Origin of the sequence: Pseudomonas sp. EL_65y_Pfl2_R95, from assembly GCF_963971045.1 — a bacterium.
Taxonomy (GTDB): domain Bacteria; phylum Pseudomonadota; class Gammaproteobacteria; order Pseudomonadales; family Pseudomonadaceae; genus Aquipseudomonas.
The window spans coordinates 303,471-327,960 of record NZ_CAXAOV010000002.1 but is presented as its reverse complement, the minus strand read 5'-3'; the positions used below and the strand labels follow the sequence as shown (position 1 = coordinate 327,960).

Below are 24,490 nucleotides of genomic sequence, written 5' to 3'. Positions count from 1 at the left end.
CAAGCCGATTACTCGCTGGCGTCGTCTTCCGATTCGCGGTTGTCCGCTTGCCAGGCTTTAACGCTTTTCACCCGGTTATCAGAGGATTGCAGGATTTCCAGGTGGTAGTCGCCGATTTTTAGGCAGACCGGGCTGTCGGGAATGCTTTCCAGCGCTTCGGTGATCAAGCCGTTCAGGGTTTTGGGTCCTTCACTTGGTAGCTCCCAACCCAGTGCTTTATTGATTTCACGAACGTAGGCGGCGCCGTCAATCACTTGGGTGCCGTCGTCTTGCGGGTGAATGTCGGGGTTGCGCAGGGCGTTTTGGTTGCTGAAGTCGCCCACGATTTCTTCCAGAATATCTTCCAGTGTCACCACGCCAATAACGTCACCGTATTCGTCGACGACGATGCCGATGCGGTGTTTTTGCTTCTGAAAGTTGATCAGTTGGGTCGAAAGCGGTGTGCTTTCAGGCACGAAATAGGGCTCCATGCAGGCGCCCAACAGGCTTTCCTTGGTCAACTGGTTGCTGGTTAACAGGCGGGCAATCTGGCGGATGTGCACCACGCCTTCGATCTGGTTGATGTCTGAGCGAAACACCGGCAAGCGTGTGTGAGTGGTGCTGACCAGCTGGGTAATGATGATTTCGATGTCGTCTTCGAGGTTGATCCCGGTCACCTCGTTGCGCGGAATCATGATGTCGTTGACCGTAACTTTTTCAAGATCAAGGATACCCAGCAGCATGCTCTGCCGGTTTTTCGGCAGTTCATGGCCCGACTCACGCACCACGCTGCGCAGCTCCTCGGTGGTCAGGCTGTCGCTGTTCTTGCTGGTCGGATCAACCCCGACCAGACGCAGAATGCCGTTGCTGATCCAGCCCAGCATGATCACCAGTGGGTAAAACAGCTTGAGCAGTATGCTAAGGGGCATGCTGAACGGGTACGCAACACGCTCTGGATGCAGGGCCGCCAAGGTTTTTGGGGTGATTTCACCGAAAATCAGCAGCGCGATAGTCAGCCCGATGGTGGCAATGGCAATACCGGCTTCGCCCCACAGCTTGATTGCCAGTACCGTGGCGATCGAGGACGCAAGAATATTGACGAAGTTGTTACCAATCAGAATCGTGCCCAGCAGTCGATCAGGACGGCTGAGCAGGGCGCTGACGCGCTTGGCGCCGCGATGGCCTTCTTTGGTCAGATGGCGCAGGCGGTAGCGGTTAAGGCTGAGAATGCCCGTTTCGGAGCTAGAGAAGAATGCTGAGCAAGCCAGCAGGAAAATCAGAACGCCAAGCAGAAAGCCGGGGGGCAATGTGTCCACAGGGTGCGGGCCTACCTATATGTGCAGAATGAATTCGCGAACCAGCTTGCTGCCAAAGTAGGCAAGCATCAGCAGGCAAAAGCCCGCCAAGGTCCAGCGAATTGCCTTGTGTCCGCGCCAGCCAAGTTGATGGCGACCCCAAAGGAGTACGGCGAAGACGATCCAGGCGAAGCAAGAAAGGATGGTTTTGTGCACTAAATGCTGTGCAAACAAGTCATCAATGAACAGTGCGCCCGATAACAGCGACAACGAGAGCATGATCCAGCCAGCCCACAGGAAGCCGAACAGCAAGCTTTCCATGGTCTGCAACGGCGGGAAGTTTTTGGTCAGGCCAGATGGGTGCTTGTGCTTGAGCTGGTAATCCTGCATCGACACAAGCAGGGCCTGAAAGACCGCAATCGTCAGCATGCCATAGGCAATAATCGACAGCAGGATGTGGGCAATGATGCCGGGTGCTTCATTAATGGGGTCGATGGTGCCGACGGGCATAAATTCTGCGAGTAATACCGTTATGCAGCCCAGCGGAAATAAAAACAGCAGCAGGTTTTCAACTGGAATGCGCAAGCAGGCCAGTAATGTGATGGTGATCACGGCGAAGGTAATCAGGCTGGCTGCATTGAAGAAATCCAGCTGCATGCCAATATCGTGATGCATTTGCACGAAAAGACTGCCGCCGTGAAATAGCAGCGCGAGCACGCCAAGCAGGCCTAGCAGGCGTTTGTCAGGGTTGCTGCGCGTGGAAAGGCGCAGGCCTTGGTAGATTGCAGCGCCGCCGTAAAGGCAGGCAGCCGCTAAGCTGGGCAGCAATGGGTGCATAAATCCTAGTAGGGAAAGCCCGAAAGGCGCTGAGTTTGGCACATAAAGCATAAATCACGAAAGACCACTATAGCGGTGTCGGTGTGGCAAACAGTTAGTTATAATCGCGGGCCAGGCCAGTTTTAGCGCGATACTGCGTTTCTCGACACTCATTTGGAACAACCAAATTTCGTGTCTCATGCCTTGCCTCGCACTAAAGCAGACTCCGGCACGGCCGTGAACGAAGCCTCAACAGACCCTAGTTGGTTCAGCTGGACCTGAAAGGAACGAGCATGTTCGAAAATTTAACAGACCGCCTCTCGCAATCGCTGCGAAATGTCACTGGCAAAGCCAAGATGACAGAGGAAAACATCCAGGACACCCTGCGTGAAGTGCGCATGGCTTTGCTCGAGGCCGACGTTGCGTTGCCGGTAGTCAAAGAGTTCGTAAACCGGGTTAAAGATCGCGCGGTGGGTACTGAGGTGTCCAAAAGTCTGACCCCAGGTCAGGCGTTTGTGAAGATCGTACGCGCCGAGCTCGAAGAGCTGATGGGTGCGGCCAACGAAGATTTGGCATTGAACGTCACACCGCCTGCAGTGGTGTTGATGGCAGGTTTGCAGGGCGCGGGTAAAACCACCACCGTCGGCAAACTGGCTAAGTTTTTAAAAGAGCGTAAAAAGAAAACCGTTTTGGTGGTTTCGGCTGACGTATATCGCCCTGCGGCGATCAAGCAGTTGGAAACCCTGGCCAACGATATTGGCGTGACCTTCTTCCCGTCCGACATTACGCAAAAGCCCGTTGCGATCGCACAGGCGGCGATCCAGGAAGCCAAGCTCAAATATATCGATGTAGTGCTGGTCGATACCGCCGGTCGTTTGGCAATTGATGCCGAAATGATGGCTGAGATTCAGGCCCTGCATGCGGCCGTCAATCCGGCGGAAACCCTGTTCGTGGTTGACGCCATGACCGGTCAGGATGCGGCGAACACCGCCAAGGCCTTTGCTGATGCGCTGCCATTGACCGGTGTGGTGCTAACCAAGGTTGACGGCGATGCGCGGGGTGGTGCGGCTCTGTCGGTGCGGCATATCACGGGCAAGCCGATCAAGTTTATCGGTATGGGCGAGAAGAGCGATGCGCTTGAGCCCTTCCACCCGGACCGTATCGCATCACGCATCTTGGGCATGGGTGACGTACTCAGCCTGATCGAGCAAGCGGAACAAACCCTTGACCGTGATAAGGCCGACAAGCTCACCAAGAAACTGAAGAAGGGCAAGGGCTTCGATCTCGAAGACTTCCGTGATCAGTTGCTGCAGATGAAAAACATGGGTGGCTTGGGCGGCCTTATGGATAAGCTGCCGCAAATGGGCGGCATGAACCCTGCCCAGATGGGCAATGCCCAAGGTGCAGCAGAAAAGCAGTTCAAACAAATGGAGGCCATCATTAACTCGATGACTCCAGGCGAGCGCCGTGACCCTGAAGTGATCAGTGGTTCGCGCAAGCGCCGTATTGCCATGGGTTCTGGAACTCAGGTTCAAGACATCGGCCGGCTGATTAAACAGCACAAGCAGATGCAGAAAATGATGAAGAAATTCACCGCCAAGGGCGGCATGGCAAAAATGATGCGCGGTATGGGTGGAATGTTGCCAGGTGGCGGCGGAATGCCCAAGATGTAATTCAGTGCCTCGATTTGCTGCTGCAGCCCACTAAAACGGGCGTTTCAGCGGTTTGATCGAGGCAGTTTGAATGGCTTGGCAGGCATGTTGAGCCGCGACCTCGACCGGCGGGGTCAAAAAGTTATTTGCAAAAAACCGGATTATCCTTAGAATATGCGGCCTTTCGGGCCTAGTGCCCGATGCTTGCATTATCAGTTTTGCAGCACCGACTACAGGAACGAAGTTTAATGGTAACCATCCGTCTAGCCCGTGGCGGCTCTAAAAAGCGCCCATTTTACCACCTCACCGTGACCAACAGCCGCAATGCGCGCGATGGTCGTTTCGTTGAGCGTGTTGGTTTCTTCAACCCAGTTGCATCGGGTAACGAAATCAAGCTGTCCGTTAACGAAGAACGCGTTACTTACTGGCTTGGCCAGGGTGCGCAGCCGTCTGAGCGTGTTGCTCAGCTGCTGAAGGAAAATGCTAAGGCTGCAGCCTAAGTATTTATGAGCACAACGCCAGCTCCCGCTGAAGACTTGGTTGTCCTCGGCAAGATCGTATCGGTGCATGGCGTGAAAGGCGATGTGAAGGTGTATTCCTTTACGGACCCAATCGATAACGTGCTCGATTATCCGCGTTGGACGCTTAGGCGTGACAACGAGGTGAAGCAAGTTGAAGTGGCTAGTGGGCGCTTGCAAGGCAAGGTCCTGGTAGCGAAGTTGAAAGGTCTCGACGATCGCGAAGTTGCGCGTACTTACGCCGGCTTTGAGATTTGCGTGCCTCGCAACCAATTACCGGAACTAACCGATGGCGAGTTCTACTGGTATCAGTTGGAAGGTCTTAAGGTGATTGATCAGGCAGGGCAGTTGCTCGGCAAGATTGACCATCTGTTTGAGACCGGTGCCAACGATGTGATGGTGGTCAAAGCCTGCGCCGACAGCCTTGATGATCGCGAACGCCTGTTGCCCTATACAGAGCAATGTGTGTTGTCGATTGATTTGAGTGCTGGCGAAATGCGGGTTGACTGGGATGCGGACTTCTAAGCGCTATGCCTAGCTTGCGCGTTGAAGTGATTACGTTGTTCCCGGAAATGTTTGCTGCCATCAGCGAATATGGCATTACCAGTCGTGCGGTGAAACAAGCGCTGTTGCAGCTTACTTGTTGGAATCCGCGGAGCTACACCAGCGATCGACATCACACTGTTGATGATCGACCTTTTGGTGGCGGTCCTGGCATGGTGATGAAGATCAAGCCGCTTGAGGATGCTTTGCTCGACGCCAAGCACGCCGCAGGTGAAAAAGCGAAGGTGATTTACCTTTCGCCGCAAGGTCGCCAGCTGACTCAGTCAGCAGTACGCGAACTGGCAAACGAAGAGGCTTTTATCCTCATCGCAGGTCGCTACGAAGGCATCGATGAGCGCTTTATTGAAGCGCATGTAGATGAAGAATGGTCGATTGGGGATTACGTCCTGTCTGGCGGTGAGCTGCCAGCCATGGTTCTGATCGATGCGGTAACGCGCCTTTTGCCTGGAGCATTAGGTCATGCAGGTTCGGCCGAGGAAGACTCCTTTACGGATGGCTTACTTGACTGCCCGCACTACACCCGCCCGGAGGTGTATGCGGATAAGCGTGTTCCTGAGGTGCTGCTTAGCGGCAACCATGAACATATCCGGCGCTGGCGTTTGCAGCAGTCCCTTGGTAGGACGCACGAACGACGCGCTGATCTTCTGGATAGCCGCTCGCTTTCTGGGGAAGAGAACAAGCTGCTGGAGGAATACATCCGCCAGCGGGACGATAGTTAATGTATCGATGACAAGCCAGACCGCTTGTCTTAGGAGCGCAGCATGACCAACAAAATCATTCAGCAGATCGAAGCTGAGCAGATGAGCAAAGAAGTCCCTCCTTTTGCACCGGGCGACACCATTGTCGTTCAGGTAAAAGTTAAGGAAGGCGACCGTCAGCGTCTGCAGGCTTTCGAAGGCGTCGTAATCGCCAAGCGTAACCGTGGTCTGAACAGTGCTTTCACTGTTCGCAAGATCTCCAACGGTGTAGGTGTTGAGCGTACTTTCCAGACTTACAGCCCGCTGGTTGACAGCCTGGCCGTTAAGCGTCGCGGTGACGTTCGTAAAGCTAAGCTTTACTACCTCCGTGACCTGTCGGGTAAAGCAGCACGCATCAAGGAAAAACTGTCGTAAGACGTTTTTCTTTGAAAAAAGGCAGCCTACGGGCTGCCTTTTTCGTTTCAGGATTGCTTATAAGTTGAATGGCGCTTTTACCCCTCAAACTGTTTGAGAGTGAGTATTCGCGCCGAGCCACGGTGCACACGCGTCATGTTGTCTCACCAAGGTCCTATGCTTAATCATGCAACTATTCCCTCAGCACCTAACCACAGGCCGTATTACATGACTGCTCGTGAGCAAGAAATTCAGCGTCGCACCGAACTCTCTACGACTCGCGTCGCCAAAGCCGTGTTTCCGCCGACCACCAATCACCACAACACGCTGTTTGGCGGCACTGCATTGGCGTGGATGGATGAGGTGTCTTTTATTGCTGCGACACGCTTTTGCCGGCGTTCACTGGTTACGGTGTCTACCGATCGCATCGACTTTAATCATGCGATTCCTGCGGGATCGATCGTTGAGTTGGTCGGCCGCGTGATCAAAGTCGGTAATACCAGCCTCAAGGTTGAGGTCGAAGTCTTCGTCGAAAATATGTACCAAGATGGCGTCGAGCGCGCGATCAGTGGCGTGTTCAGCTTCGTTGCGATCGATGACGATAAGCGTCCAGTGCCCGTGTTGCCGGGCTTCCCCCAAGACGCATAAGCGTTGGCTCGACACGAAAAAGGCGCCTGAGTTGGCGCCCTTTTCGTGCCTCCAGACGCGTTAACTGGCGCCGTCGATGGCAATTTCGCTGACGATTTTTTCTGCTTTCTCAGCTCTGGCTGCAGCCGCCTCTGGCGATTCTTCATCAATCAGTGACACCAGCGTCCAGCCTGCTTCAGGTTCAAAGTCCAGCGGGTGCGTGGCGACGTGGATCCAGCCTTTAGGGTCCCTGGCCATCAGCAGCAAGGCGCTGTCGCCGTGTAGCTCTTGATATTCCTGCCAGCCAAATGCTGCTTTCAATGTGGTCGTGCGGATCTCTGCGCCTTTGCTCAGGCGGCTGGCGAACTGCGGAAAGCTGATGGCTTCACTGCCGAGGCAGCGGCCACGCACACCGTCACTGCTGCGGTGCTTGTCTGAGCGTCGACTGTCATTGCCGGAGGGTAGGGTGAAGCGATTCTTCGCCGCAAAGTCGTGGCGGAAATGCATGCAGGCCAGGGCGTTGAGTTCGCTGGATGGCGACAGAGCAATCAAGTGGCCCAATCCGACCAAGTCCATATTGGCTTCGGCATGCTGCGAGGTGGGGTTGCCGAAGTAGGCGGGCAGGTTGGCCATGCGTGCGGCACGGGTGTTTTCCCAGCTGGAATCGGTCAGCAAAACTCTATTGCCAAGGCTCTGCAGGGCTTTACCCATGGCGCGGGCAACAGGGTTGGCACCTACAATCAAGAAGCCGCTTGGCGCGGGTTCAGCGACCTTCAGCAAGCGTGCCAGTGGTCGCGCCGTGGCGCTTTGCAGCACCACGGTGCCGATAATCACTAGAAAGGTCAGGGGGACGAGTAACACTGCTTGTTGATCGCCAGCCTCTTGCAGGCGCAGGGCGAAGATTGCTGAAACCGCTGCCGCCACAATGCCGCGCGGTGCGATCCAGGCGAGCAAGCTGCGTTCACGCCAATTCAGGTTCGAGCCCAGGGTGCAGGCAAATACACTCAGTGGGCGGGCGATAAATTGGATAATCGCCAGCAGCACCAAGGTTACCGGGCCAAGTGCGATCAGAGCTTTGAGGTCCAAGCGCGCCGCGAGCAGGATAAATAGCCCGGAGATCAGCAAGACGCTGAGGTTTTCCTTGAAGTGAAGGATTTGCCGAACATCCACACCGCGCATGTTGGCCAGCCACATACCCATGACCGTCACGGCGAGCAGGCCAGACTCGTGCATTAGTTGGTTGGAGGTAATGAAAATGCCCAGCACTGCGGCCAAAGAGGCGAGGTTGTGCAGGTATTCCGGCAGCCAGTGACGCTTGAGCACTTGGCCAAAAAGCCAGCCACCTATGACGCCGAGCAGAGCGCCGGTTCCTATCACCGCGCCAAATGTTGAGAGGCTGTGGCCCCAAGGGCTGCCATCCTTGACGCTAACGATAAAGCTGAACACCACAACGGCAAGGAGCGCGCCAATGGGGTCAATGGCAATGCCTTCCCAGCGCAGGATGTTGGCAATCGAGGCTTTAGGCCGCACCACGCGCAGCATGGGCACAATAACCGTGGGGCCGGTGACCAGCGTCAGGGTGCCGAACAGCAGCGCCAACTCCCAGCTAAAACCGAGCAGGTAATGAGTGGCGCAGGCGATCACTGCCCAAGTGATAAGCGCGCCCCATGTCACCAGCCGATGAACCACGGTGCCGATCTCTTTCCACTCGGACATGTGCAGGGTCAGGCTGCCTTCAAACAGGATCAGCGCGACCGCCAGTGATACCAGCGGGAAGAGCAGGTCGCCGAACAGGGCTTCAGGGTCAAGAATCCCGGTAATAGGGCCTGCCAGTAGACCACTGAGCAGCAGAAATAGAATTGCCGGCAAGCGCAGGCGCCAGGCTAGCCATTGGCTGGCCAAAGCGGCTGCACCTATGCCTCCGATGGCAAATAAAATTTGTGTTTCGTTCATCAGGACTCCTTGTCACTGGTATAGCGTTACCGGCTATGGAAAACTAAGGAACCTCTGAAAAACTACTGCGCTCGATAGGCTCTCGTCGCTCGCTACTTTTTTCAGGAGATCCCTAAAGCGCCGCCACATTAAAGCAGTTGCATATGTCCACGCTAGAACATCCGCTGATTGATCGATTCCTTGAAGCATTATGGTTCGAAAAAGGCCTTTCCGTGCACACGCGTGACGCTTATCACAGTGATTTGACTCACTTGAATGGCTGGCTTGAGGCGCGTGGCTTGACCCTGGAAGCTGCTGGTCGTGATGTGATTCTAGATCACTTGGCCTGGCGCTTGAATGAAGGTTACAAGGCGCGCTCAACGGCCAGGTTTTTATCCGGCCTGCGGGGGTTTTATCGGTACTTATTGCGCGAGGGCCTGATCACTCAAGACCCGACTCTGCAGATTGACTTGCCGCAGTTGGGCCGCCCGCTGCCCAAGTCGCTGTCTGAGGCCGATGTCGAGGCGTTGTTGGCGGCACCCGAGTTGGATGACCCTATTGGCTTGCGCGACCGTGCCATGCTTGAGGTGCTCTACGCCTGTGGTTTGCGGGTGACCGAATTGATTAGCTTGACGCGTGAGCAGGTTAATCTGCGCCAAGGTGTGATTCGGGTATTTGGTAAAGGCAGCAAAGAGCGCTTGGTGCCGCTCGGCGAAGAAGCGATTGTGTGGATCGAGCGTTACAGCAAGGAAGCGCGACCGTTCTTACTCGATGGCAAGCCCAGTGACGTACTGTTCCCCAGCTCTCGGGGCGAGCAAATGACCCGCCAGACCTTTTGGCACCGAATCAAGCATCAGGCCAAGGTCGCAGGCATCGCCAAGTCGTTGTCGCCACATACCTTGCGCCACGCATTTGCCACCCACTTGCTTAACCATGGCGCTGATCTTCGCGTGGTACAGATGCTCCTGGGTCACAGTGATCTGTCGACTACGCAAATTTACACGCACATCGCTCGTGCTCGTCTGCAAGAGCTGCACGCGGTTCACCATCCCCGTGGATAAGCGCTTATGGCACGGTCCCGCAACCGCTGAATTATGGTAGTCTCCAGCCTCCGAAATTCGCGCTGCTCTGTAGGAGAACACATGCGCTTAACCCGAATTATTGCGACTGCTGCGCTGGCATTATTGAGCAGCATGGCGTTTGCCGACGAAGCTGAACAGGCTATCCGCAAAACCCTAGATACCTTGCAGATTGACGTGCCGGTAGAAAGCATTGCCGCAAGTCCGCTTAAAGGCCTGTATGAAGTCAAGCTGGAAGGCGGCCGGATCATCTATGCCAGCGCCGACGGTCAGTTCGTTATGCAGGGCTATTTGTTCCAGATGCAGAATGGCGCCCCGGTTAACTTGACCGAAAAAGCGGAAAGCCAAGGCATCGCCAAGGTCATCAACGGTATTCCACAAGCGGAAATGGTGGTTTACCCAGCTGTTGGCAAGGCCAAGACCCATGTCACCGTGTTCACCGACACCACCTGCCCGTATTGCCACAAGTTGCACGGCGAAGTGGCAGAGCTGAACAAGCAAGGTATCGAGGTGCGCTACGTTGCTTTCCCACGTCAGGGGCTCGGCTCGGCGGGAGATAAGCAGCTGCAAGCGGTGTGGTGTTCCAAAGATCGCCGCGAGGCCATGGATAAAATGGTTGAAGGCGACAATATTTCGGCTGCAGCCTGCGCCAACCCTGTCTCCAAACAATTCGCGTTGGGGCAGTCCATTGGTGTACGTGGTACGCCAGCCGTGGTGCTTGCCAATGGTCAGTTGATCCCAGGTTATCAGCCTGCTGCTCAGCTGGGTCCGCAGGCACTTGCCGCCCAGTAATTACTGTGGCGGGGCAGATTGACTAATACTCAGCCGCTTCGTAATGTGCGGCTGTCTTTTTTGCGACCGACTTATGAGTCGGTCGTTTTGTGCAGTACAGATGGGAGTTCAGTGTGAAACCGGTCAAAGTAGGCATTTGTGGTTTAGGTACTGTCGGTGGCGGTACATTCAACGTGCTCAAGCGTAACGCCGAAGAAATCGCGCGACGTGCAGGGCGTGGTATTGAAGTGGCGCAAATTGCGCAGCGTTCAGCTAACCCGCAATGCGATACAACCGGCACTGCAATTACCAACGATGTCTTCGAGTTGGTCAGCAACCCCGAAATTGAAGTGGTGGTTGAGCTGATTGGTGGTAGCACTATCGCCCGTGAAGTGGTGCTCAAGGCCATTGAAAACGGCAAGCATGTGGTCACCGCCAACAAGGCGCTGATTGCCGTGCATGGCAATGAGATTTTTGCCAAGGCCCGTGAGAAGGGTGTGATCGTCGCGTTTGAAGCGGCTGTTGCCGGTGGCATTCCGGTAATCAAAGCGATCCGTGAGGGCTTGGCAGCCAATCGTATCAACTGGCTGGCGGGCATTATCAATGGCACTGGCAATTTCATTCTCAGCGAGATGCGTGAGAAGGGCCGTGCATTTGCTGATGTGCTGGCCGAAGCTCAGGAGCTGGGTTATGCCGAAGCCGACCCGACCTTTGACGTTGAAGGCATCGATGCGGCGCACAAACTGACCATTCTGGCGTCGATTGCCTTTGGCATTCCGCTGCAGTTCGACAAGGCGTACACCGAAGGCATCACCAAGCTGACCACGGCTGACGTCAACTACGCAGACGCCTTGGGCTATCGCATCAAGCACCTGGGCGTGGCGCGTCGTACCGAGGCGGGCATCGAACTGCGCGTGCACCCAACGCTGATCCCGGCTGATCGTCTGATCGCCAATGTTAATGGCGTGATGAACGCTGTTATGGTGAATGGCGATGCAGTAGGTTCAACCCTATACTACGGTGCCGGTGCGGGTATGGAGCCTACGGCTTCGTCAGTGGTTGCAGATCTGGTTGACGTGGTTCGCGCTCTGACCACTGATCCGACCAACCATGTACCGCATCTGGCTTTCCAGCCGGACTCGCTGTCTGATCATCCGATCCTGCCGATCAATGCCTGCGAGAGCGCGTATTACCTGCGCATTCAGGCCAAAGACCGTCCGGGTGTCCTGGCGCAAGTGGCCAGTATCCTCTCGGCTCGCGGTATTAATATCGAATCGATCATGCAGAAAGAAGTCGAAGAGCATGACGGTCTGGTGCCCATGATTCTGGTCACCCACCGTGTCGTTGAGTCGCAAATTGATGAAGCCATCACCGCGCTTGAAGCGCTGGATGACATTGCTGGCAACGTTGTGCGTATCCGCGTCGAACAACTGGTCTAAGGGAAATCGTTATGCGTTATATCAGCACCCGTGGCCAGGCACCGGCCTTGAATTTTGAAGATGTATTGCTGGCCGGTCTGGCCAGTGATGGCGGCCTGTATGTGCCGGAGAATCTACCGCGCTTTACTCAGGAAGAAATTGCCTCCTGGGCGGGTTTGCCTTACCACGAACTGGCCTTCCGCGTGATGCGTCCGTTCGTGACGGGCAGCATTCCAGATACAGACTTCAAGAAAATCCTTGAAGAGACTTACGGCGTCTTCGCCCACAATGCCGTTGCACCCCTGCGTCAACTGAACGGCAATGAGTGGGTGTTGGAGCTGTTCCACGGCCCAACCTTGGCATTCAAGGACTTCGCCTTGCAGCTGCTCGGTCGCTTGCTTGATTACGTGCTGGAAAAGCGCGGCGAGCGTGTGGTTATCATGGGGGCAACCTCCGGCGACACAGGCTCTGCAGCGATCGAGGGTTGCCGTCGGTGTGAAAACGTCGATATTTTCATTCTGCACCCGCACAAGCGTGTCTCCGAAGTGCAGCGTCGGCAAATGACCACCATCGCCGGCGATAATATTCACAACATCGCCGTCGAAGGTAACTTCGATGACTGCCAGGAGATGATCAAGGACAGCTTTGCTGACCAGAGCTTTCTCAAAGGCACGCGTCTGGTCGCGGTTAACTCGATCAACTGGGCGCGGATCATGGCGCAGATCGTTTACTACTTCCATGCGTCGCTGCAGCTCGGTGGTCCAGCGCGTTCGGTGGCCTTCTCGGTGCCAACCGGCAACTTCGGGGACATCTTTGCCGGTTACTTGGCGCGCAATATGGGCTTGCCAATCAGCCAGCTGATTGTTGCAACCAACCGCAATGACATCCTGCACCGCTTTATGAGCGGCAATCAGTACGTCAAAGACACTCTGCACCCAACGCTGTCGCCGTCCATGGACATCATGGTGTCGTCGAACTTCGAGCGCCTTTTGTTTGATATGCACGGGCGTAATGGCGCTGCCATTGCCGAGCTAATGGCCAATTTCAAGAAGGGCGGTGGTTTCAGCGTTGAGCAAGACCGCTGGACTGAAACCCGAAAGTTGTTTGATTCACTGGCAGTGGATGATACCGCGACCTGCGAGACCATCGCCGAGGTCTACAAGGAATGCGGTGAGTTGCTTGATCCGCACACGGCAATTGGGGTCAGGGCCGCACGTGAGTGCCGTCGCAGCCTGAGCGTGCCCATGGTTATTCTCGGTACTGCACATCCGGTTAAATTCCCGGAGGCGGTCGAGAAGGCCAATGTTGGCCAGGCTCCGGCATTGCCGCCTCACTTGCTTGATCTGTTTGAGCGTGAAGAGCGCTGCACTGTGCTTGCCAATGACTTGAAAGCGGTGCAGGACTTCGTGACTGCTCACGGCAATCGCGGTAAACCACTGTAAGCGATTTGCACTTTAGCGTTTAAACAAGGTCGGAAACCTTAGGGTCCCGGCCTTTTTTGTGGTCGTCATTTACATTCTTACCCAATTTTTTATCAACTGTCTGGGCGATACTTGCTAGGGTAGAAGACATCGCATCGAAAGCCGTCGCCTGGGGGCGTTTTCGTGTACTGCCCGGAAGGGCTGAACTGGAAGGGGGCTGCCATGTCGCTGCGTAATGCTGTCCAGCTAATTTGTTATCCCAATCGTTTGGGCAACAACCTCGCTGACCTCTACACCGTTATCGATCGCTATGTGGGCGATGCCATTGGCGGTGTGCATATTCTGCCGCTGTATCCATCCAATGCCGACAGCGGTTTCTCTCCGCTGACGCACGCCGAAGTTGATCCTGCATTTGGTACCTGGGCTGATGTTGAACGCATCACCGCGCGCTATGACCTGTGCCTGGACCTGACCATCAACCACATTTCCGATGAGTCGGTCGAGTTCAAGGACTTCCTGAAAAACGGGGCGGCCTCTGCCTATGCAGATTTGTTCGTTCAAGTTGACCGGATGGGCCCTATCAGCGCGGAAGATCTGTCGCTGATCCATATTCGTAAAGAAAAAGAGCCATTTCGCGAGGTGCAATTTGCCAACGGTGAGCGCGGTCGCGTCTGGTGTACCTTCACCGAACAACAAATTGATCTGGATTACACGGCTGCCCACACCTACCAACTGATGGAAGGTTACATTGCCTTTCTCGCCGCACGCGGGGTCAAGTTGTTCCGGCTTGATGCATTCGGCTACACCACCAAGCGCATCGGTAGCAGCTGCTTTTTGGTGGAGCCTGAGGTCTATCGGATTCTCGAATGGTTCCGCGATACCACGCAGAAATACGGCGCCGAAACCCTGCCTGAAGTGCATGATCACACCAGCTATCAGTACGCAATCTCCCGGCGTGGCATGCGCCCTTACGCCTTTGCTTTACCGCCCTTGATGCTGCATTGCCTGCTTGAGGGCAGCAGTCGATACCTAAAGAACTGGCTACGCATGTGTCCGCGTAATCAGGTGACGGTGCTCGACACACACGACGGTATTTGTATTCCCGATGTGGAAGGCGTGCTGCCGGATGATCAGATCAAGGCATTGATCGCCAATGTGTCTGAGCGCAGTGCCGATCCGATCATGCGTCGCTCGGCGGTGAATGTGCACAGCGTCGGCGCCATCTATCAACTGACTTGCACCTTCTATGAAGCCCTGCAATGTGATGACGACGCCTATATCGTCGCCCGTGCCATCCAGTTCTTCACCCCGGGAATCCCGCAGGTGTATTACGTCGGGCTGCTGGCTGGCGCCAATGACTATGAGTTGCTGGAAAGTGAAGGGGAGGCGCGTGATATCAACCGCCACTACTACAGCTTTGCTGAAATCGAGGAGCAGATGCAGCGGCCAGTGGTTCAACGGCTGCTCGAACTGATGCGGTTTCGCAGCCACTATCCGGCATTCGAAGGTCGCTTCGAGCTCAATTCATCAATCGATAGCAGGGTCTTGATGGGCTGGCGCCATGGCGAGTTTTATTGCCGGTTGGACATCGACTTGAAAGCCAAGACAGCAGTGATCAACTACCGCGATGTCGAAGGTTGTTGTGAGATGGAAATGCAGTGCTAAAACAAAAAGGGCTCACTGAATGAGCCCTTTTTGTATGTGCGTGTAGTGAGCTAGGAGAGCATCGATACCACGACGAATGTGCCGCCAATCGCAATGCCAGAAATACCCAGCCAAATGATCAGATACCCCATGATGTCGCGAGCGGAGAGCCCGGCAACACCGAGCAGTGGCAGCGCCCAGAATGGTTGAATTTGGTTGGTCCAACCGTCACCCCAGGTAAAGGCCATAATGGTTTGCGCCGGGTCGGCGCCCAAGGCGTGGGCAGCGTTCATCATAATCGGGCCTTGAATGGCCCACTGACCACCACCGGATGGAATAAAGAAATTGACGATGCCTGCGCAGAGGAATGTCAGCAGCGGAAAGGTTTCCGGCGTGGCGATGTGGATGATCGCCTCTGAGAACTCAGTGACCAAACCAGAGCCCGTCATCATGCCAGCGATGCCGGCGTAGAGCGGAAATTGCACGATAATGCCACTGCCGGCCGTAACGGCCTTGCTTGCCGCCTTCATGTAGGAGGCTGAGTTCTTATGCAAGACTAAACCCGCGGTGAGAAAGATCAGGATGACGGTATTGAGGTTTACGCTGAAGCCTTTTTCGATGCTGTGTCCAACCAGGTACGCCGCCGCGATACAACCCAATAGAAACAAGGGCCAGCGACTGTGTTCAAGACGGTCCGAGGGCACCATGTCCTTTTTACTTGCTGGCATATCGTCTTGCGTTTCTTCGTCAGTATCGTGCAAACGGATGATGTCCTTCGGCTGCTTTTGCAGCAAAAAGAACCCGATCAGCAAGACCAGCAACAACAGGGTGAGAATGATATTCCAGGTCGAATACAGGGTCTGTGAGACCGGAATAATGCCGATTGCATCCTCCATGAAATGGCCCGGCGTCGCGATGACCAGCGGAATCGACGAGGATGGACCGCGCACCAGTTCTCCGCCGTAAGCGGCTGCCACCAGTAGCGGAAAATGAATCGCCACGCGCTTGCCCATCTCCCGGGCAAGAATAGCGCCGACCACCATGCCAAACCCCCAGTTGAGGTAATAGCAAACAAAGCTGACCACAATGGTCAGAACCAGGGCTTGCTTGGGGGTGCTGGCATGCTTGGTCAGCCCACTGAGCATTGCCTGAACCGCGGGGCTCAAGGCAAGCACGTAGCCTGTCATGAGCACCAAGACCATTTGCATGCCGAAGTTGAACAGCTTGGAGAAGCCGTCGCCCCAGTAACGCGCCATCGCCATTGGCGATTGGCTGGTGAGGCCCACGCCCATTAACAGCACAATAAAGGTCAGCAGTACGGCCAGTAGAAAAGCACTGGGTAAGTAGCGTTGTACGATTCTTACAAAAAAATTGGTTATCGCTTCCATCGAGGAGCCCTTTTGTTTTTATTAATGCGCAGTGTATAAGTTCTTGGCTTCAGCCTCCGCTGCCGAGCAGCGGTGGCGGGCAGCGCTGATACCACTGGGTGGCTTGCTCATAGGCATGGGCCAATTGCAGAACTGCCATATCGGCTTGATGCTTGCCGATAATCTGCATGCCCATTGGCAAGCCTTGTTCACTGAAGCCAACCGGCACATTGGCCACTGGGCAGCCGGAGAGCGTTCCGGGGATCACCACCTCCATCCAGCGGTGATAGGTATCCATTGCAACGCCTGCGATATCTTTCGGCCAATCCAGTGTTTTGTCGAATGGGAACACTTGCGCGCTAGGCAGCAGCAGATAGTCGTACGTCTCGAACAGTTTGCTGATTGCGCGGAACCAGTCGGTTCTTGCCGCTGATGCCTGATACACGTCCATAGCCGAAAGTGCCAGCCCGCCTTCAATTTCCCAGCAGGCTTCGGGCTTCAATTGCTCGCGCTGTCTGGGGTCGGCATAACGACCGCTGAGCGAGCCGGCTACCAGCCAATGGCGCAGGGTGCACCATGTTTTCCAGAGTTTCTCAGGTGCATAGTCGGTGCGGGCATCTTCGACATGGCAGCCCAACGCCTCAAAGTCGCCAAGGGCGCGCTTGCACAAATCAAGCACCCCAGCCTGCATTGGCAAATAGCCGTTGAAGTCGCCTAGCCAGCCCAGCCTTGCGCCTTTGAAATCGCATTCAAGTGAGCCAGCGAACTGGGCCCCTGACTCGCTGATTGACAGCGGCGAACGTGGATCGCTGCCAGCCTGTGTTGAAAGCAGCATGGCAACATCGCGCACGCTGCGGCCCATCGGGCCTTCGTAGCCAAGCTGATCGACAAAGTAGTCGGCACTGTCATCGAAGGGCACGCGGCCTTGGGAGGGCCGAAAACCTATGACGTTGTTGAACGCGGCCGGGTTGCGCAGCGAGCCCATCATGTCACTGCCGTCGGCCACAGGCACCAGTTGCAGAGCCAGCGCTGCACCGGCACCGCCACTGCTACCACCGGCAGTGAGGCTCGGGTCATAGGCGCACCCCGTTACCCCGAATACAGTGTTATAGCTGTGTGAGCCGAGGCCAAATTCTGGGGTGTTGGTCTTGCCGATGATAATGGCACCGGCACCACGAATACGCTCGACCATGATGCCGTCGCGTTCAGGAATAAAGTCGCGCAACAAGGGTGAGCCCGCCGTCGTGCGGATGCCCTTGGTCAGTGACAAATCTTTGATCGCATGGGGCAAGCCATGCATCCAGCCGCGGTATTCACCGCGCGCCAGTTCGGCGTCGCATTCATCTGCCTGAGCCAGCAACACATCGGCCGGTTGCAAGCTGATAATGGCATTTACCGCCGGATTAAAACGCTCAATATGCGCCAGGTAATCACTCATCACTTCACGACAGGACACCTGGCGCAAGCGGATACGTTCAGCCAGTTCATGGGCCTGAAGTTGGACGAGTTCGCTGATATTGGGGTTATTGCTCATTAAGGCTCGCTCAAGAAAGTCGTTATGAAGGAGAGCATTCTCACTCAAGCGCGGCGCAGGCCTGAACGGCAGCGCGCCTGAGTGCTTACCCCGGAGTGTCGCCACATTGCAGTTGAGGGAAAAGCTCAATTTGGTTACTGTTGCTGTTAATAAAACTAATAGCTAATCAAAGGCCGTTATGACTACAACCCGCCTGCCACCGCTTAACGCAGTACGTGCTTTTGAGGCGGCGGGGCGCCTGGGTAGCTATGTTGCCGCTTCTAAATCACTGCATGTGACTCAACCAGCAATCGGCCGCCATGTGCGCTTGCTGGAAGATTGGCTTGGCGTGCAATTGCTTGAACGCACATCACGCGGGGTTAGCTTGACCCCTGCTGGGCAGCGTTATTTCGACAAAGTGTCGATCGCCTTGCAGCAAATTGCCGAGGCCAGCCTGGAGCTCACACCTGGAGGTTCTGCGCGTTGGCTGAAGATTTTGGTGGTTCCAGCATTTGCCAAGCGTTGGTTGATGCCGCATTTGGAGTCGTTGCGCCAGGAGCGGCCAGGGCTAAAGGTGGCCATTGAACCGAACCCTACCTTCACTGAAGTCGATGCCAATGTGTTTAGCCTGGGTATTGTCTACGGCATGCCCGGAGAGTTTTCTCAGAGCGAAGTGATGTTGCTGCGACCACAGGTGTTCCCAGTGTGCTCACCTGAATACTTGGACTCCCATGGACCTCTGCGCAGTATTGATGATCTGGTGCAGCATGAATTGATTCACGTCGACGAGGGTGAGTGGTGGAACGCTTGGCTAGAGGCGAATAATCATCAATTGCGAGTCAGTTCGGAGGTGGGTTACGTGAGTAATGACCATGCTTTGTCGATGGCCGAGGCGGGCGCGGGTGTTGCCTTGGCCAATGACGTTCTAGTGCGCAAAGAGCTTGAGTCAGGCCAATTAGTTCGTCCGTTGCCCCAGCAGGTGCGGTTAGAAAGTTATCAGTTATTGATTCCGGCAGGACCCCGCAGCGCGGATATGGAGTGGTTTGAGGGTTGGCTGCAGTCTATCCTGGCCAGAGAATTCCCCGCGGCCGTTCCCAAGGCTTCTGTCTAATCAGGAGGGGCAGCCGGCGACATCGATTTAGCGCCCATGTCGCCGGCATATTGCCGCGCCCAATCAAGAGCCCAGCATTGCGACCAGCGCGGGTACTGTGAGTACGGCGGTGTAAAACCCCATAAACTGCACACCGATATTAAAGCCCAGAAAGCGCGACAGAAATCCGCCGAGCAGGCCGATGGTGACAATCACCAATAACCCCAGCAGGCCGCCTTCCCAAATGCCAATGACCAGAATCAGGCCGACAAAGGTTGCGATCACCGCCTCGTGGCTGATTTTGCGTGACACGTAGGAGGCGGCTTTATGGGCGTAATTCATGGTGAATGGGTAGGCGATCAGGATCGCGATCACCACGGCCAGCATGCCGTAGCCGAGAAATTCCCAAGTCGTCAGCAGGGTGTGCAGGTTTTCCACCTGGCCGCTGGCGTTTTCAACGGTGAAGCGCGGCGGTGCATTAAACAGGGGGGCGGCAGGGCCAGCCGCTACCGGGCTCAGTGGCAGGCCAAAGGCGATCAGCGGGATCAGTGCTTCGGCAATGTAAGTGGCCTCGGTGACACCGTTTCTCGCCGTGATGACTGTGGTTAAGCGGTGGTAAACATGCTTGACGCGTGCGCCGACCACTTCGCCAAGAATGACCGTCATTGCCACGGGGCTGAAGACAAAAGTGGCGCTGGATATTGTCGCGGTCGCGGCGGTCCACCAGCTTTGTTTTTTATCCAGCACCTTGAGTGGATTGGGGAAAAAACCGCCCCAGCTTTTCACATCGGGTGAGAGGGAAAAGGTCCGCACTTCATCGCGGCGCATTTTGTCTCTTTCAGCCGGCGCAAGCATGGAAAACAGCGCGGCGATCAACGGGCCAATGGCGATGCCGAGAAAATAACTGACGCTCAGTTTTACCCCGTATTGCGCGGTAAGCGTTTGCAAGCCGACGATGATCATGACGAACGGAATCAGGGTCAGGACTGCTGCAAGGCGACCTTTCGAAAACCAGGCAATGGCGATTGCGGCAGCCAGAAACACCCAAGGTGCGGCGTGTTTGATGATGTCGCCAAATGGGGTCAGCAACACCGCAAAGAGCACGGCCATGGGCACAGCGAGCAATGCCGCAATCACAGCGCCAGAGATCATTTTGCGCAAAGCAATGTGAGGCACACCCAAGTTGCGCAGAAAATTGGCCTCGCGCATTAACGGGGTTGCCATGGTGTCACCCGGAATGCCCAGCAATGCTGTGGGTACAGCGTGGGTCATGTGCTTGGCTACCGCGCCCGCTAAAAAGAAGGTGAGGACGCCGGGAGCAGGTACACCGAGCAATACAACGAGCAAGGTCAAGGGGGCGAGGGTGGTGGTTTCGTCACTGCCAGAGATCAGTCCGATGCCAGCAAAAATGATGGCGCCGAGAATGCCCATGCCCAGTGCAATCATGATTTGATCGAGTAAAGGCATTATTGTGTCGCTCCAGTGTGGGGCTCGGCGGCGTTTGGCGTGTGCTCTGAAGTGGAAGGCATTGGCGCTGCGCTTGTCAGCGATTTTTCATAGTCGGCGAACAGCTCATAGAGGTCGAGCTCATGCAGCTCCGCCACTGTTTCAGCGGGCAGGTCGCTGATTCGGCCAAGATCACCGAATTCGCTTTGCAGCTCTTTGAGTACTTCCGCTCGCCAGGCAGGATCGGCTTCGTGTTCGACGACATGCCGTTTAGGTTTGAACAGCTTCGCACTGATGGCGCCCCCCACGAGGCAGCCAACAATCCCGATTAGCATGGCGTACGCGCGGGCCATTTGCGGCGAGTCGACCCAGTTGACGAGCAGCGACTGGGCAACAAAGAACGCGCTTAAGCTAACGACCGCGCCAATGGCAATGGCATAGGTCAGGTGGCGACCGTTTACTGTGTCGCCCCAGACTTCGTATAGATCCGGCTTCAATGGAATTCTCCTGTGCCCTTGCGGGCTCTTATTGTTATTAATCAACAGCTGCGGCTGAACTCAGACCCCCATTATCTTTTTAGTGAGTAATGCGCGAGCAACACTGGAGCTTGTTTTGCGGTTTAACGCAGCGTTTATAAAAACGCCGGTTTCAATCAGTGACTCAAGGTTTACACCGTGCTTGAGGCCCAAGCCATCGAGCAGGTAGATCAGGTCTTCGGTGGCGACATTACCGGTTGCACCCGGCGAGTAAGGGCAGCCGCCCAGCCCGGAGACCGAGCTGTCGAAGACCCGAACCCCCGCCTCGATAGCCGCGTAAATATTGGCGATTGCCATGCCATAAGTGTCATGGAAGTGTCCTGCAAGGGCATGCAGCGGAATCTGCTGGCTGCAGGTCGAGATAAGGACTTTGGTTGCTGTCGGAGTGCCGGTGCCAATGGTGTCGCCGAGGCTGATCTCATAGCAGCCCATCTCATAGAGGGATGCGCTAATCGCTGCGACATCTTCGGGCTTTACTTGGCCGGTGAACGGGCAGCCCAATACACAGGAGACATAGCCGCGCACTTGAATCCCGGCTTCGCGCGCACGAACCATGACCGCCTGCACGCGATCCAGGCTCTCGGCAATTGAGCAGTTGGTGTTCTTTTGCGAAAACGCCTCCGAGGCCGCGACGAACACCGCGACCTCTCGGCAACCTGCATCAAGGGCCGCTTCCAGACCTTGCAGATTAGGTACCAAAGCCGTCCACGTGACGCTTGGACGCTCGGGCAGTCGCTTGAACACTTGATCGGAGCCCGCCATCTGCGGCACCCAGCGGGGCGATACAAATGCCCCGGCTTCCAGCGTGCGCAGGCCAGCATCCGCCAAGCGGGTCAGCAGTTGCACGCGCATATCTGCCGAGAGGGTGAGTGCTTCGTTCTGTAAACCGTCCCGCGCACCGACTTCTACCACGCGAACCGAATTGGCCTCGGCCATTGCCATTACTGCGCTCGCTTCTGTTTCAACAGTTCGCTGGCATTATCTGAGCGCACATCCCGCGCCTCGACCATCTGCTTGACCAGCCAGCTGACTTCTTCACCACGGGCACCGGCAGACAGTGCGATATTGCGCGCATGCAGGGCCATGTGACCGCGCTGAATGCCCTCGGTAGACAGCGCGCGTAATGCCCCTAAGTTCTGCGCCAAACCCACTGCGACGGCAATTTCGGCCAGTTCCTGGGCGGTTTTGACGCCGAGGATTTTCAGCGATAACTGGGCCAGCGGATGGGTTTTGGTTGCGCCACCGACCAGGCCAACCGGCATTGGCATTTCCAAGGTGCCGACTAGATGGCCCTTGGCGTCCTTCTCCCACGTGGTTAACGAGCCGTAATGCCCGTTACGACAGGCATAGGCATGTGCGCCAGCCTCAACCGCGCGCCAATCATTGCCGGTGGCCACAATCAGCGGGTCGATGCCATTCATGATGCCTTTGTTGTGTGTGGCGGCGCGGTAAGGGTCAACCACGGCGAAATTGTAGGCATCGAGAATGCCTTCAATCACGTCCTCACCCTTGTACTCCGCTGTTGTCAGCACTTCAGGGGCGATACGGATTTGAGCGCGGGCTAAGCGCAGGTCGGCCAGATTGGAGAGAATCCTCAGGCGAACTTTACCGCCGGTGATTTCTTCCATCAGCGGGGCGACTGCCTCGGCCATGGTATTGACGGTGTTAGCCCCCATGGCATCGCGCACATCGACGATCAGGTGCGCAACCAGCATCGGGCCACGCGGGCTCTGGGCAAAGGTATGCACTTCGATATCGCGGCAACCGCCGCCCAGGCTATTGAGCAGTTGGTCCTTGCGGTTGGCCAGTTCAATAATCTCGTCTTTGCGGCGCATCAGGCTGAGGCGGGCATTGAACGGGTCGGAAATTTCGACGATCTGCACCTGCGCGCGCATCAGCGGCAAGCTGCTTGAGGTCATGAAACCGCCCGCTTCACGGGCCAGCTTTGCCATAAAAGAGGCGGCAGCCACGACCGAGGGCTCCTCAACCACTAGTGGCACGATAATGTCTTTGCCATTGAGTTGAAAGTTGCTTGCCAAGGCATAAGGCAGTTCGAACTTGCCTATTACGTTCTCGATCATGCCGTCGGCGATCTCCAGCGGCAGAGCGCCTGCTTCGCTTAACAGCGCAACATCTTCGTTTGGCAGTTGCAGTAATGCTTGCAGGTTGGCCAAGCGCTCGGCCGGGCTCATGTTGCGGAATTTTGGAAGGCGAGAATCAATACGCATGGTCAATCCTGTTGCAGTTATTATTTTCGATTGAATTCACCTTAATTCGGACTGTAACCATAAAAAAGGTACAGTAAGCGCAAACAGTGCATAGCTGTACTCCCGGCGGTAATTTGTGCAGGAACCTACCCCATGCTGCGTCTGACCTTGGCCCAGAAGCTCGCTAACACACTGGCTGAGCAGATCACCAATGGCACCTATCGCGAAGGCGACCGTTTACCCTCGCTGCGTGAAAGCATCAGCCTGTTTGGTTATTCAAAAAACACGGTGATCAACGCCTATGAACAGTTGGCGTCACAGGGCCTGGTTGAAGCGCGCCATGGCCTGGGGTTTTTCGTCAAGCAAGCGCCCGTCAGCAATGAGCCGGAAGAACCGCAGCCCTACGCACGGGCCATGGACACCATTTGGTTGATGCGTCAGCAGTTTGTGCGTGAGCCGAGTCAGTCGCCACTCGGTGAGGGATTCCCGCCTGTCGACTGGCTGATGGATATGCGGCTGGACAAGTTCACCCGGCAAGTCATGCGCACTGAGGTAACGACTCTGTTTCGCTACGGCAACCGCTTGGGCAATGCAAGTTTGCGCCAGCATTTGGCGCAGAAACTGGCAAGCTATTCGATTGCGGTCAAACCGCGGCAGATCGTAACCACCCACGGGGCCAATCACGCACTGGATTTGATCATCCGCCGCTTCATTGCCGCGGGGGACAGTGTGCTGGTTGAAGACCCGGGCTATTACCCTTTGTTTGGCAAATTACAATTGCAAGGCGCGCGGATGTTGCCTGTGCCCCGGCTGCCAGACGGGCCGGATCTTGAAGTGCTGGAACGCTTTCTGCGGCTTGAAAGGCCCAAGTTGTTCTTTCTTCAGTCAGTGGGGCATAACCCGACAGGGTCGGACATCTCACCGAGCAAGGCGCACCGGTTGGTTCAGTTGGCGCAAGAGCACAACTTCATCCTGGTCGATGATGACGCCATGGCTGATTTTAAGCCTGCATCGGCAATAAAGGTTTCCGCTCTGGACCAGCTCGAAAACTCGCTGTATGTCGGCAGTTTTTCCAAGTCAATCTCGGCAGCCTTGCGCGTCGGTTTTATCGCCGGTAGCAAAGAGGTCATTGATGAGTTGGGCGATTTAAAGATGCTGCTGCACACCAGCTCGTCTGAGTTTAGTGAGCGCATTGTCGATGTGATTTTGGCTGAAGGCCACTTTCTAAGGCACTTGATTCGCTTGCAAGAACGGCTCAAAACCGCAACAGAGGCTGGTCTGCAGATGCTCGATGAGATAGGCGCGCAAGTGTTTTTTCGTCCTGAGCAGAGCCTGTACCTTTGGGCCAGAATAGGCCGCATCGATGATGCCCGTGAATTGACCCGTCAATTGCTGCCCAAAGGCTTTATGATCGCCCCCGGGCATATTTTTTCACCTGAGCAGTCAGGGGTTAACCCTTGGACCCGACTCAACGTGGCTTATCTGAATGACCCCTTGCTTAAGGCCGTACTCAGCAATCCATGA

Annotated in this window: 22 protein-coding genes; 13 read left to right on the top strand and 9 right to left on the bottom strand. The window is 55.7% G+C overall.

All coding sequences use genetic code 11. The features are described 5' to 3' along the window. Positions 1-8 precede the first annotated feature (8 nt). Together AACY09_RS09360 and AACY09_RS09355 are read right to left on the bottom strand one after the other, a co-directional pair. Positions 9-1,295 (bottom strand): HlyC/CorC family transporter, encoded by a 1,287-nt coding sequence (locus tag AACY09_RS09360; protein WP_339487463.1) that lies wholly within the window; start codon positions 1,293-1,295, stop codon positions 9-11. A gap of 15 nt (positions 1,296-1,310) precedes the next feature. Then, entirely contained in the window at positions 1,311-2,111 is an 801-nt protein-coding gene (locus AACY09_RS09355; RefSeq protein ID WP_339487461.1) for a cytochrome C assembly family protein, read from the bottom strand. Between the two features lie 272 nt (positions 2,112-2,383). On the opposite strand from AACY09_RS09355, the gene ffh reads away from it, so the two are divergent. The 6 genes from ffh (at position 2,384) to AACY09_RS09325 (ending at position 6,563) form a co-directional block, all read left to right on the top strand. Beyond that, a complete protein-coding gene (ffh, locus tag AACY09_RS09350) occupies positions 2,384-3,763 on the top strand; it encodes a signal recognition particle protein (protein ID WP_339487459.1) in 1,380 nt (459 codons plus the stop codon). 227 nt (positions 3,764-3,990) lie between these two features. Beyond that, the gene (gene rpsP, locus AACY09_RS09345) at positions 3,991-4,242 is read left to right on the top strand and encodes a 30S ribosomal protein S16 (protein WP_010484678.1); all 252 of its coding nucleotides are present in this window, start codon (positions 3,991-3,993) and stop codon (positions 4,240-4,242) included. Positions 4,243-4,248: 6 nt separating this feature from the next. Beyond that, a complete protein-coding gene (gene rimM / locus AACY09_RS09340; RefSeq protein WP_339487457.1) occupies positions 4,249-4,785 on the top strand; it encodes a ribosome maturation factor RimM in 537 nt (178 codons plus the stop codon). Between the two features lie 5 nt (positions 4,786-4,790). Further along, positions 4,791-5,543: a tRNA (guanosine(37)-N1)-methyltransferase TrmD gene (trmD, locus tag AACY09_RS09335; protein WP_339487456.1), complete on the top strand. Its 753-nt coding sequence runs from the start codon at positions 4,791-4,793 to the stop codon at positions 5,541-5,543. 42 nt (positions 5,544-5,585) lie between these two features. Then, a complete protein-coding gene (rplS, locus tag AACY09_RS09330; protein ID WP_010484685.1) occupies positions 5,586-5,936 on the top strand; it encodes a 50S ribosomal protein L19 in 351 nt (116 codons plus the stop codon). A gap of 207 nt (positions 5,937-6,143) precedes the next feature. After that, positions 6,144-6,563: an acyl-CoA thioesterase gene (locus AACY09_RS09325; protein ID WP_339487454.1), complete on the top strand. Its 420-nt coding sequence runs from the start codon at positions 6,144-6,146 to the stop codon at positions 6,561-6,563. A gap of 60 nt (positions 6,564-6,623) precedes the next feature. On the opposite strand, the gene AACY09_RS09320 is transcribed toward AACY09_RS09325, so the two are convergent. Next, complete coding sequence (locus AACY09_RS09320; protein ID WP_339487453.1) at positions 6,624-8,495, bottom strand: cation:proton antiporter; 1,872 nt, start codon at positions 8,493-8,495, stop codon at positions 6,624-6,626. A 143-nt stretch (positions 8,496-8,638) separates the two neighbouring features. Here AACY09_RS09320 and xerD point away from each other — a divergent pair, with 143 nt between their 5' ends. From xerD to gtfA, 5 genes are all read left to right on the top strand, one after another. Next, positions 8,639-9,535 (top strand): site-specific tyrosine recombinase XerD, encoded by an 897-nt coding sequence (xerD, locus tag AACY09_RS09315; RefSeq protein ID WP_339487452.1) that lies wholly within the window; start codon positions 8,639-8,641, stop codon positions 9,533-9,535. An 81-nt stretch (positions 9,536-9,616) separates the two neighbouring features. Continuing rightward, positions 9,617-10,345, top strand: coding sequence for a bifunctional protein-disulfide isomerase/oxidoreductase DsbC (gene dsbC / locus AACY09_RS09310; protein ID WP_339487451.1), 729 nt, complete (start codon positions 9,617-9,619; stop codon positions 10,343-10,345). Positions 10,346-10,458: 113 nt separating this feature from the next. Next, positions 10,459-11,763: a homoserine dehydrogenase gene (locus AACY09_RS09305; protein WP_339487450.1), complete on the top strand. Its 1,305-nt coding sequence runs from the start codon at positions 10,459-10,461 to the stop codon at positions 11,761-11,763. An 11-nt stretch (positions 11,764-11,774) separates the two neighbouring features. Continuing rightward, entirely contained in the window at positions 11,775-13,184 is a 1,410-nt protein-coding gene (gene thrC, locus AACY09_RS09300) for a threonine synthase (RefSeq protein WP_339487449.1), read from the top strand. 201 nt (positions 13,185-13,385) lie between these two features. After that, on the top strand, positions 13,386-14,828 hold the full coding sequence (gene gtfA, locus AACY09_RS09295; RefSeq protein WP_339487448.1) for a sucrose phosphorylase: 1,443 nt from the start codon (positions 13,386-13,388) through the stop codon (positions 14,826-14,828). 50 nt (positions 14,829-14,878) lie between these two features. Here gtfA and AACY09_RS09290 read toward each other — a convergent pair whose 3' ends face one another. Then, positions 14,879-16,195 carry a short-chain fatty acid transporter gene (locus AACY09_RS09290; RefSeq protein WP_339487447.1) on the bottom strand — a complete coding sequence of 439 codons (1,317 nt, stop codon included), beginning with the start codon at positions 16,193-16,195 and terminating at the stop codon, positions 14,879-14,881. Positions 16,196-16,244: 49 nt separating this feature from the next. Then, the gene (locus AACY09_RS09285; RefSeq protein WP_339487446.1) at positions 16,245-17,708 is read right to left on the bottom strand and encodes an amidase; all 1,464 of its coding nucleotides are present in this window, start codon (positions 17,706-17,708) and stop codon (positions 16,245-16,247) included. A gap of 178 nt (positions 17,709-17,886) precedes the next feature. Here AACY09_RS09285 and AACY09_RS09280 point away from each other — a divergent pair, with 178 nt between their 5' ends. After that, the gene (locus AACY09_RS09280) at positions 17,887-18,798 is read left to right on the top strand and encodes a LysR substrate-binding domain-containing protein (RefSeq protein ID WP_339487445.1); all 912 of its coding nucleotides are present in this window, start codon (positions 17,887-17,889) and stop codon (positions 18,796-18,798) included. 63 nt (positions 18,799-18,861) lie between these two features. Here the strand turns inward: AACY09_RS09280 and AACY09_RS09275 are convergent, their stop codons facing one another. The 4 genes from AACY09_RS09275 to AACY09_RS09260 are packed head-to-tail and all read right to left on the bottom strand — an operon-like array spanning position 18,862 to position 22,987. Further along, the gene (locus tag AACY09_RS09275) at positions 18,862-20,244 is read right to left on the bottom strand and encodes a tripartite tricarboxylate transporter permease (protein ID WP_339487444.1); all 1,383 of its coding nucleotides are present in this window, start codon (positions 20,242-20,244) and stop codon (positions 18,862-18,864) included. Continuing rightward, a complete protein-coding gene (locus AACY09_RS09270; protein ID WP_339487443.1) occupies positions 20,244-20,720 on the bottom strand; it encodes a hypothetical protein in 477 nt (158 codons plus the stop codon). Before AACY09_RS09270 ends, AACY09_RS09275 begins: the two co-directional genes overlap by 1 nt. A gap of 60 nt (positions 20,721-20,780) precedes the next feature. Next, a complete protein-coding gene (locus AACY09_RS09265) occupies positions 20,781-21,695 on the bottom strand; it encodes a hydroxymethylglutaryl-CoA lyase (RefSeq protein WP_339487867.1) in 915 nt (304 codons plus the stop codon). A gap of 5 nt (positions 21,696-21,700) precedes the next feature. Beyond that, a complete protein-coding gene (locus AACY09_RS09260) occupies positions 21,701-22,987 on the bottom strand; it encodes a hydroxymethylglutaryl-CoA reductase, degradative (RefSeq protein WP_339487441.1) in 1,287 nt (428 codons plus the stop codon). Positions 22,988-23,119: 132 nt separating this feature from the next. Here AACY09_RS09260 and AACY09_RS09255 point away from each other — a divergent pair, with 132 nt between their 5' ends. Then, positions 23,120-24,490, top strand: coding sequence for an aminotransferase-like domain-containing protein (locus AACY09_RS09255; protein WP_339487439.1), 1,371 nt, complete (start codon positions 23,120-23,122; stop codon positions 24,488-24,490).

Excerpts from the sequence above, each read along its gene's own strand:
- AACY09_RS09355 (WP_339487461.1), bottom strand. The coding sequence starts at position 2,111 with ATGCACCCATTGCTGCCCAGCTTAGCGGCTGCCTGCCTTTACGGCGGC.
- ffh (WP_339487459.1), top strand. The coding sequence starts at position 2,384 with ATGTTCGAAAATTTAACAGACCGCCTCTCGCAATCGCTGCGAAATGTC.
- rpsP (WP_010484678.1), top strand. The coding sequence starts at position 3,991 with ATGGTAACCATCCGTCTAGCCCGTGGCGGCTCTAAAAAGCGCCCATTT.
- rimM (WP_339487457.1), top strand. The coding sequence starts at position 4,249 with ATGAGCACAACGCCAGCTCCCGCTGAAGACTTGGTTGTCCTCGGCAAG.
- trmD (WP_339487456.1), top strand. The coding sequence starts at position 4,791 with ATGCCTAGCTTGCGCGTTGAAGTGATTACGTTGTTCCCGGAAATGTTT.
- rplS (WP_010484685.1), top strand. The coding sequence starts at position 5,586 with ATGACCAACAAAATCATTCAGCAGATCGAAGCTGAGCAGATGAGCAAA.
- AACY09_RS09325 (WP_339487454.1), top strand. The coding sequence starts at position 6,144 with ATGACTGCTCGTGAGCAAGAAATTCAGCGTCGCACCGAACTCTCTACG.
- AACY09_RS09320 (WP_339487453.1), bottom strand. The coding sequence starts at position 8,495 with ATGAACGAAACACAAATTTTATTTGCCATCGGAGGCATAGGTGCAGCC.
- xerD (WP_339487452.1), top strand. The coding sequence starts at position 8,639 with ATGTCCACGCTAGAACATCCGCTGATTGATCGATTCCTTGAAGCATTA.
- dsbC (WP_339487451.1), top strand. The coding sequence starts at position 9,617 with ATGCGCTTAACCCGAATTATTGCGACTGCTGCGCTGGCATTATTGAGC.
- thrC (WP_339487449.1), top strand. The coding sequence starts at position 11,775 with ATGCGTTATATCAGCACCCGTGGCCAGGCACCGGCCTTGAATTTTGAA.
- gtfA (WP_339487448.1), top strand. The coding sequence starts at position 13,386 with ATGTCGCTGCGTAATGCTGTCCAGCTAATTTGTTATCCCAATCGTTTG.
- AACY09_RS09290 (WP_339487447.1), bottom strand. The coding sequence starts at position 16,195 with ATGGAAGCGATAACCAATTTTTTTGTAAGAATCGTACAACGCTACTTA.
- AACY09_RS09285 (WP_339487446.1), bottom strand. The coding sequence starts at position 17,708 with ATGAGCAATAACCCCAATATCAGCGAACTCGTCCAACTTCAGGCCCAT.
- AACY09_RS09280 (WP_339487445.1), top strand. The coding sequence starts at position 17,887 with ATGACTACAACCCGCCTGCCACCGCTTAACGCAGTACGTGCTTTTGAG.
- AACY09_RS09275 (WP_339487444.1), bottom strand. The coding sequence starts at position 20,244 with ATGCCTTTACTCGATCAAATCATGATTGCACTGGGCATGGGCATTCTC.
- AACY09_RS09265 (WP_339487867.1), bottom strand. The coding sequence starts at position 21,695 with ATGGCCGAGGCCAATTCGGTTCGCGTGGTAGAAGTCGGTGCGCGGGAC.
- AACY09_RS09260 (WP_339487441.1), bottom strand. The coding sequence starts at position 22,987 with ATGCGTATTGATTCTCGCCTTCCAAAATTCCGCAACATGAGCCCGGCC.
- AACY09_RS09255 (WP_339487439.1), top strand. The coding sequence starts at position 23,120 with ATGCTGCGTCTGACCTTGGCCCAGAAGCTCGCTAACACACTGGCTGAG.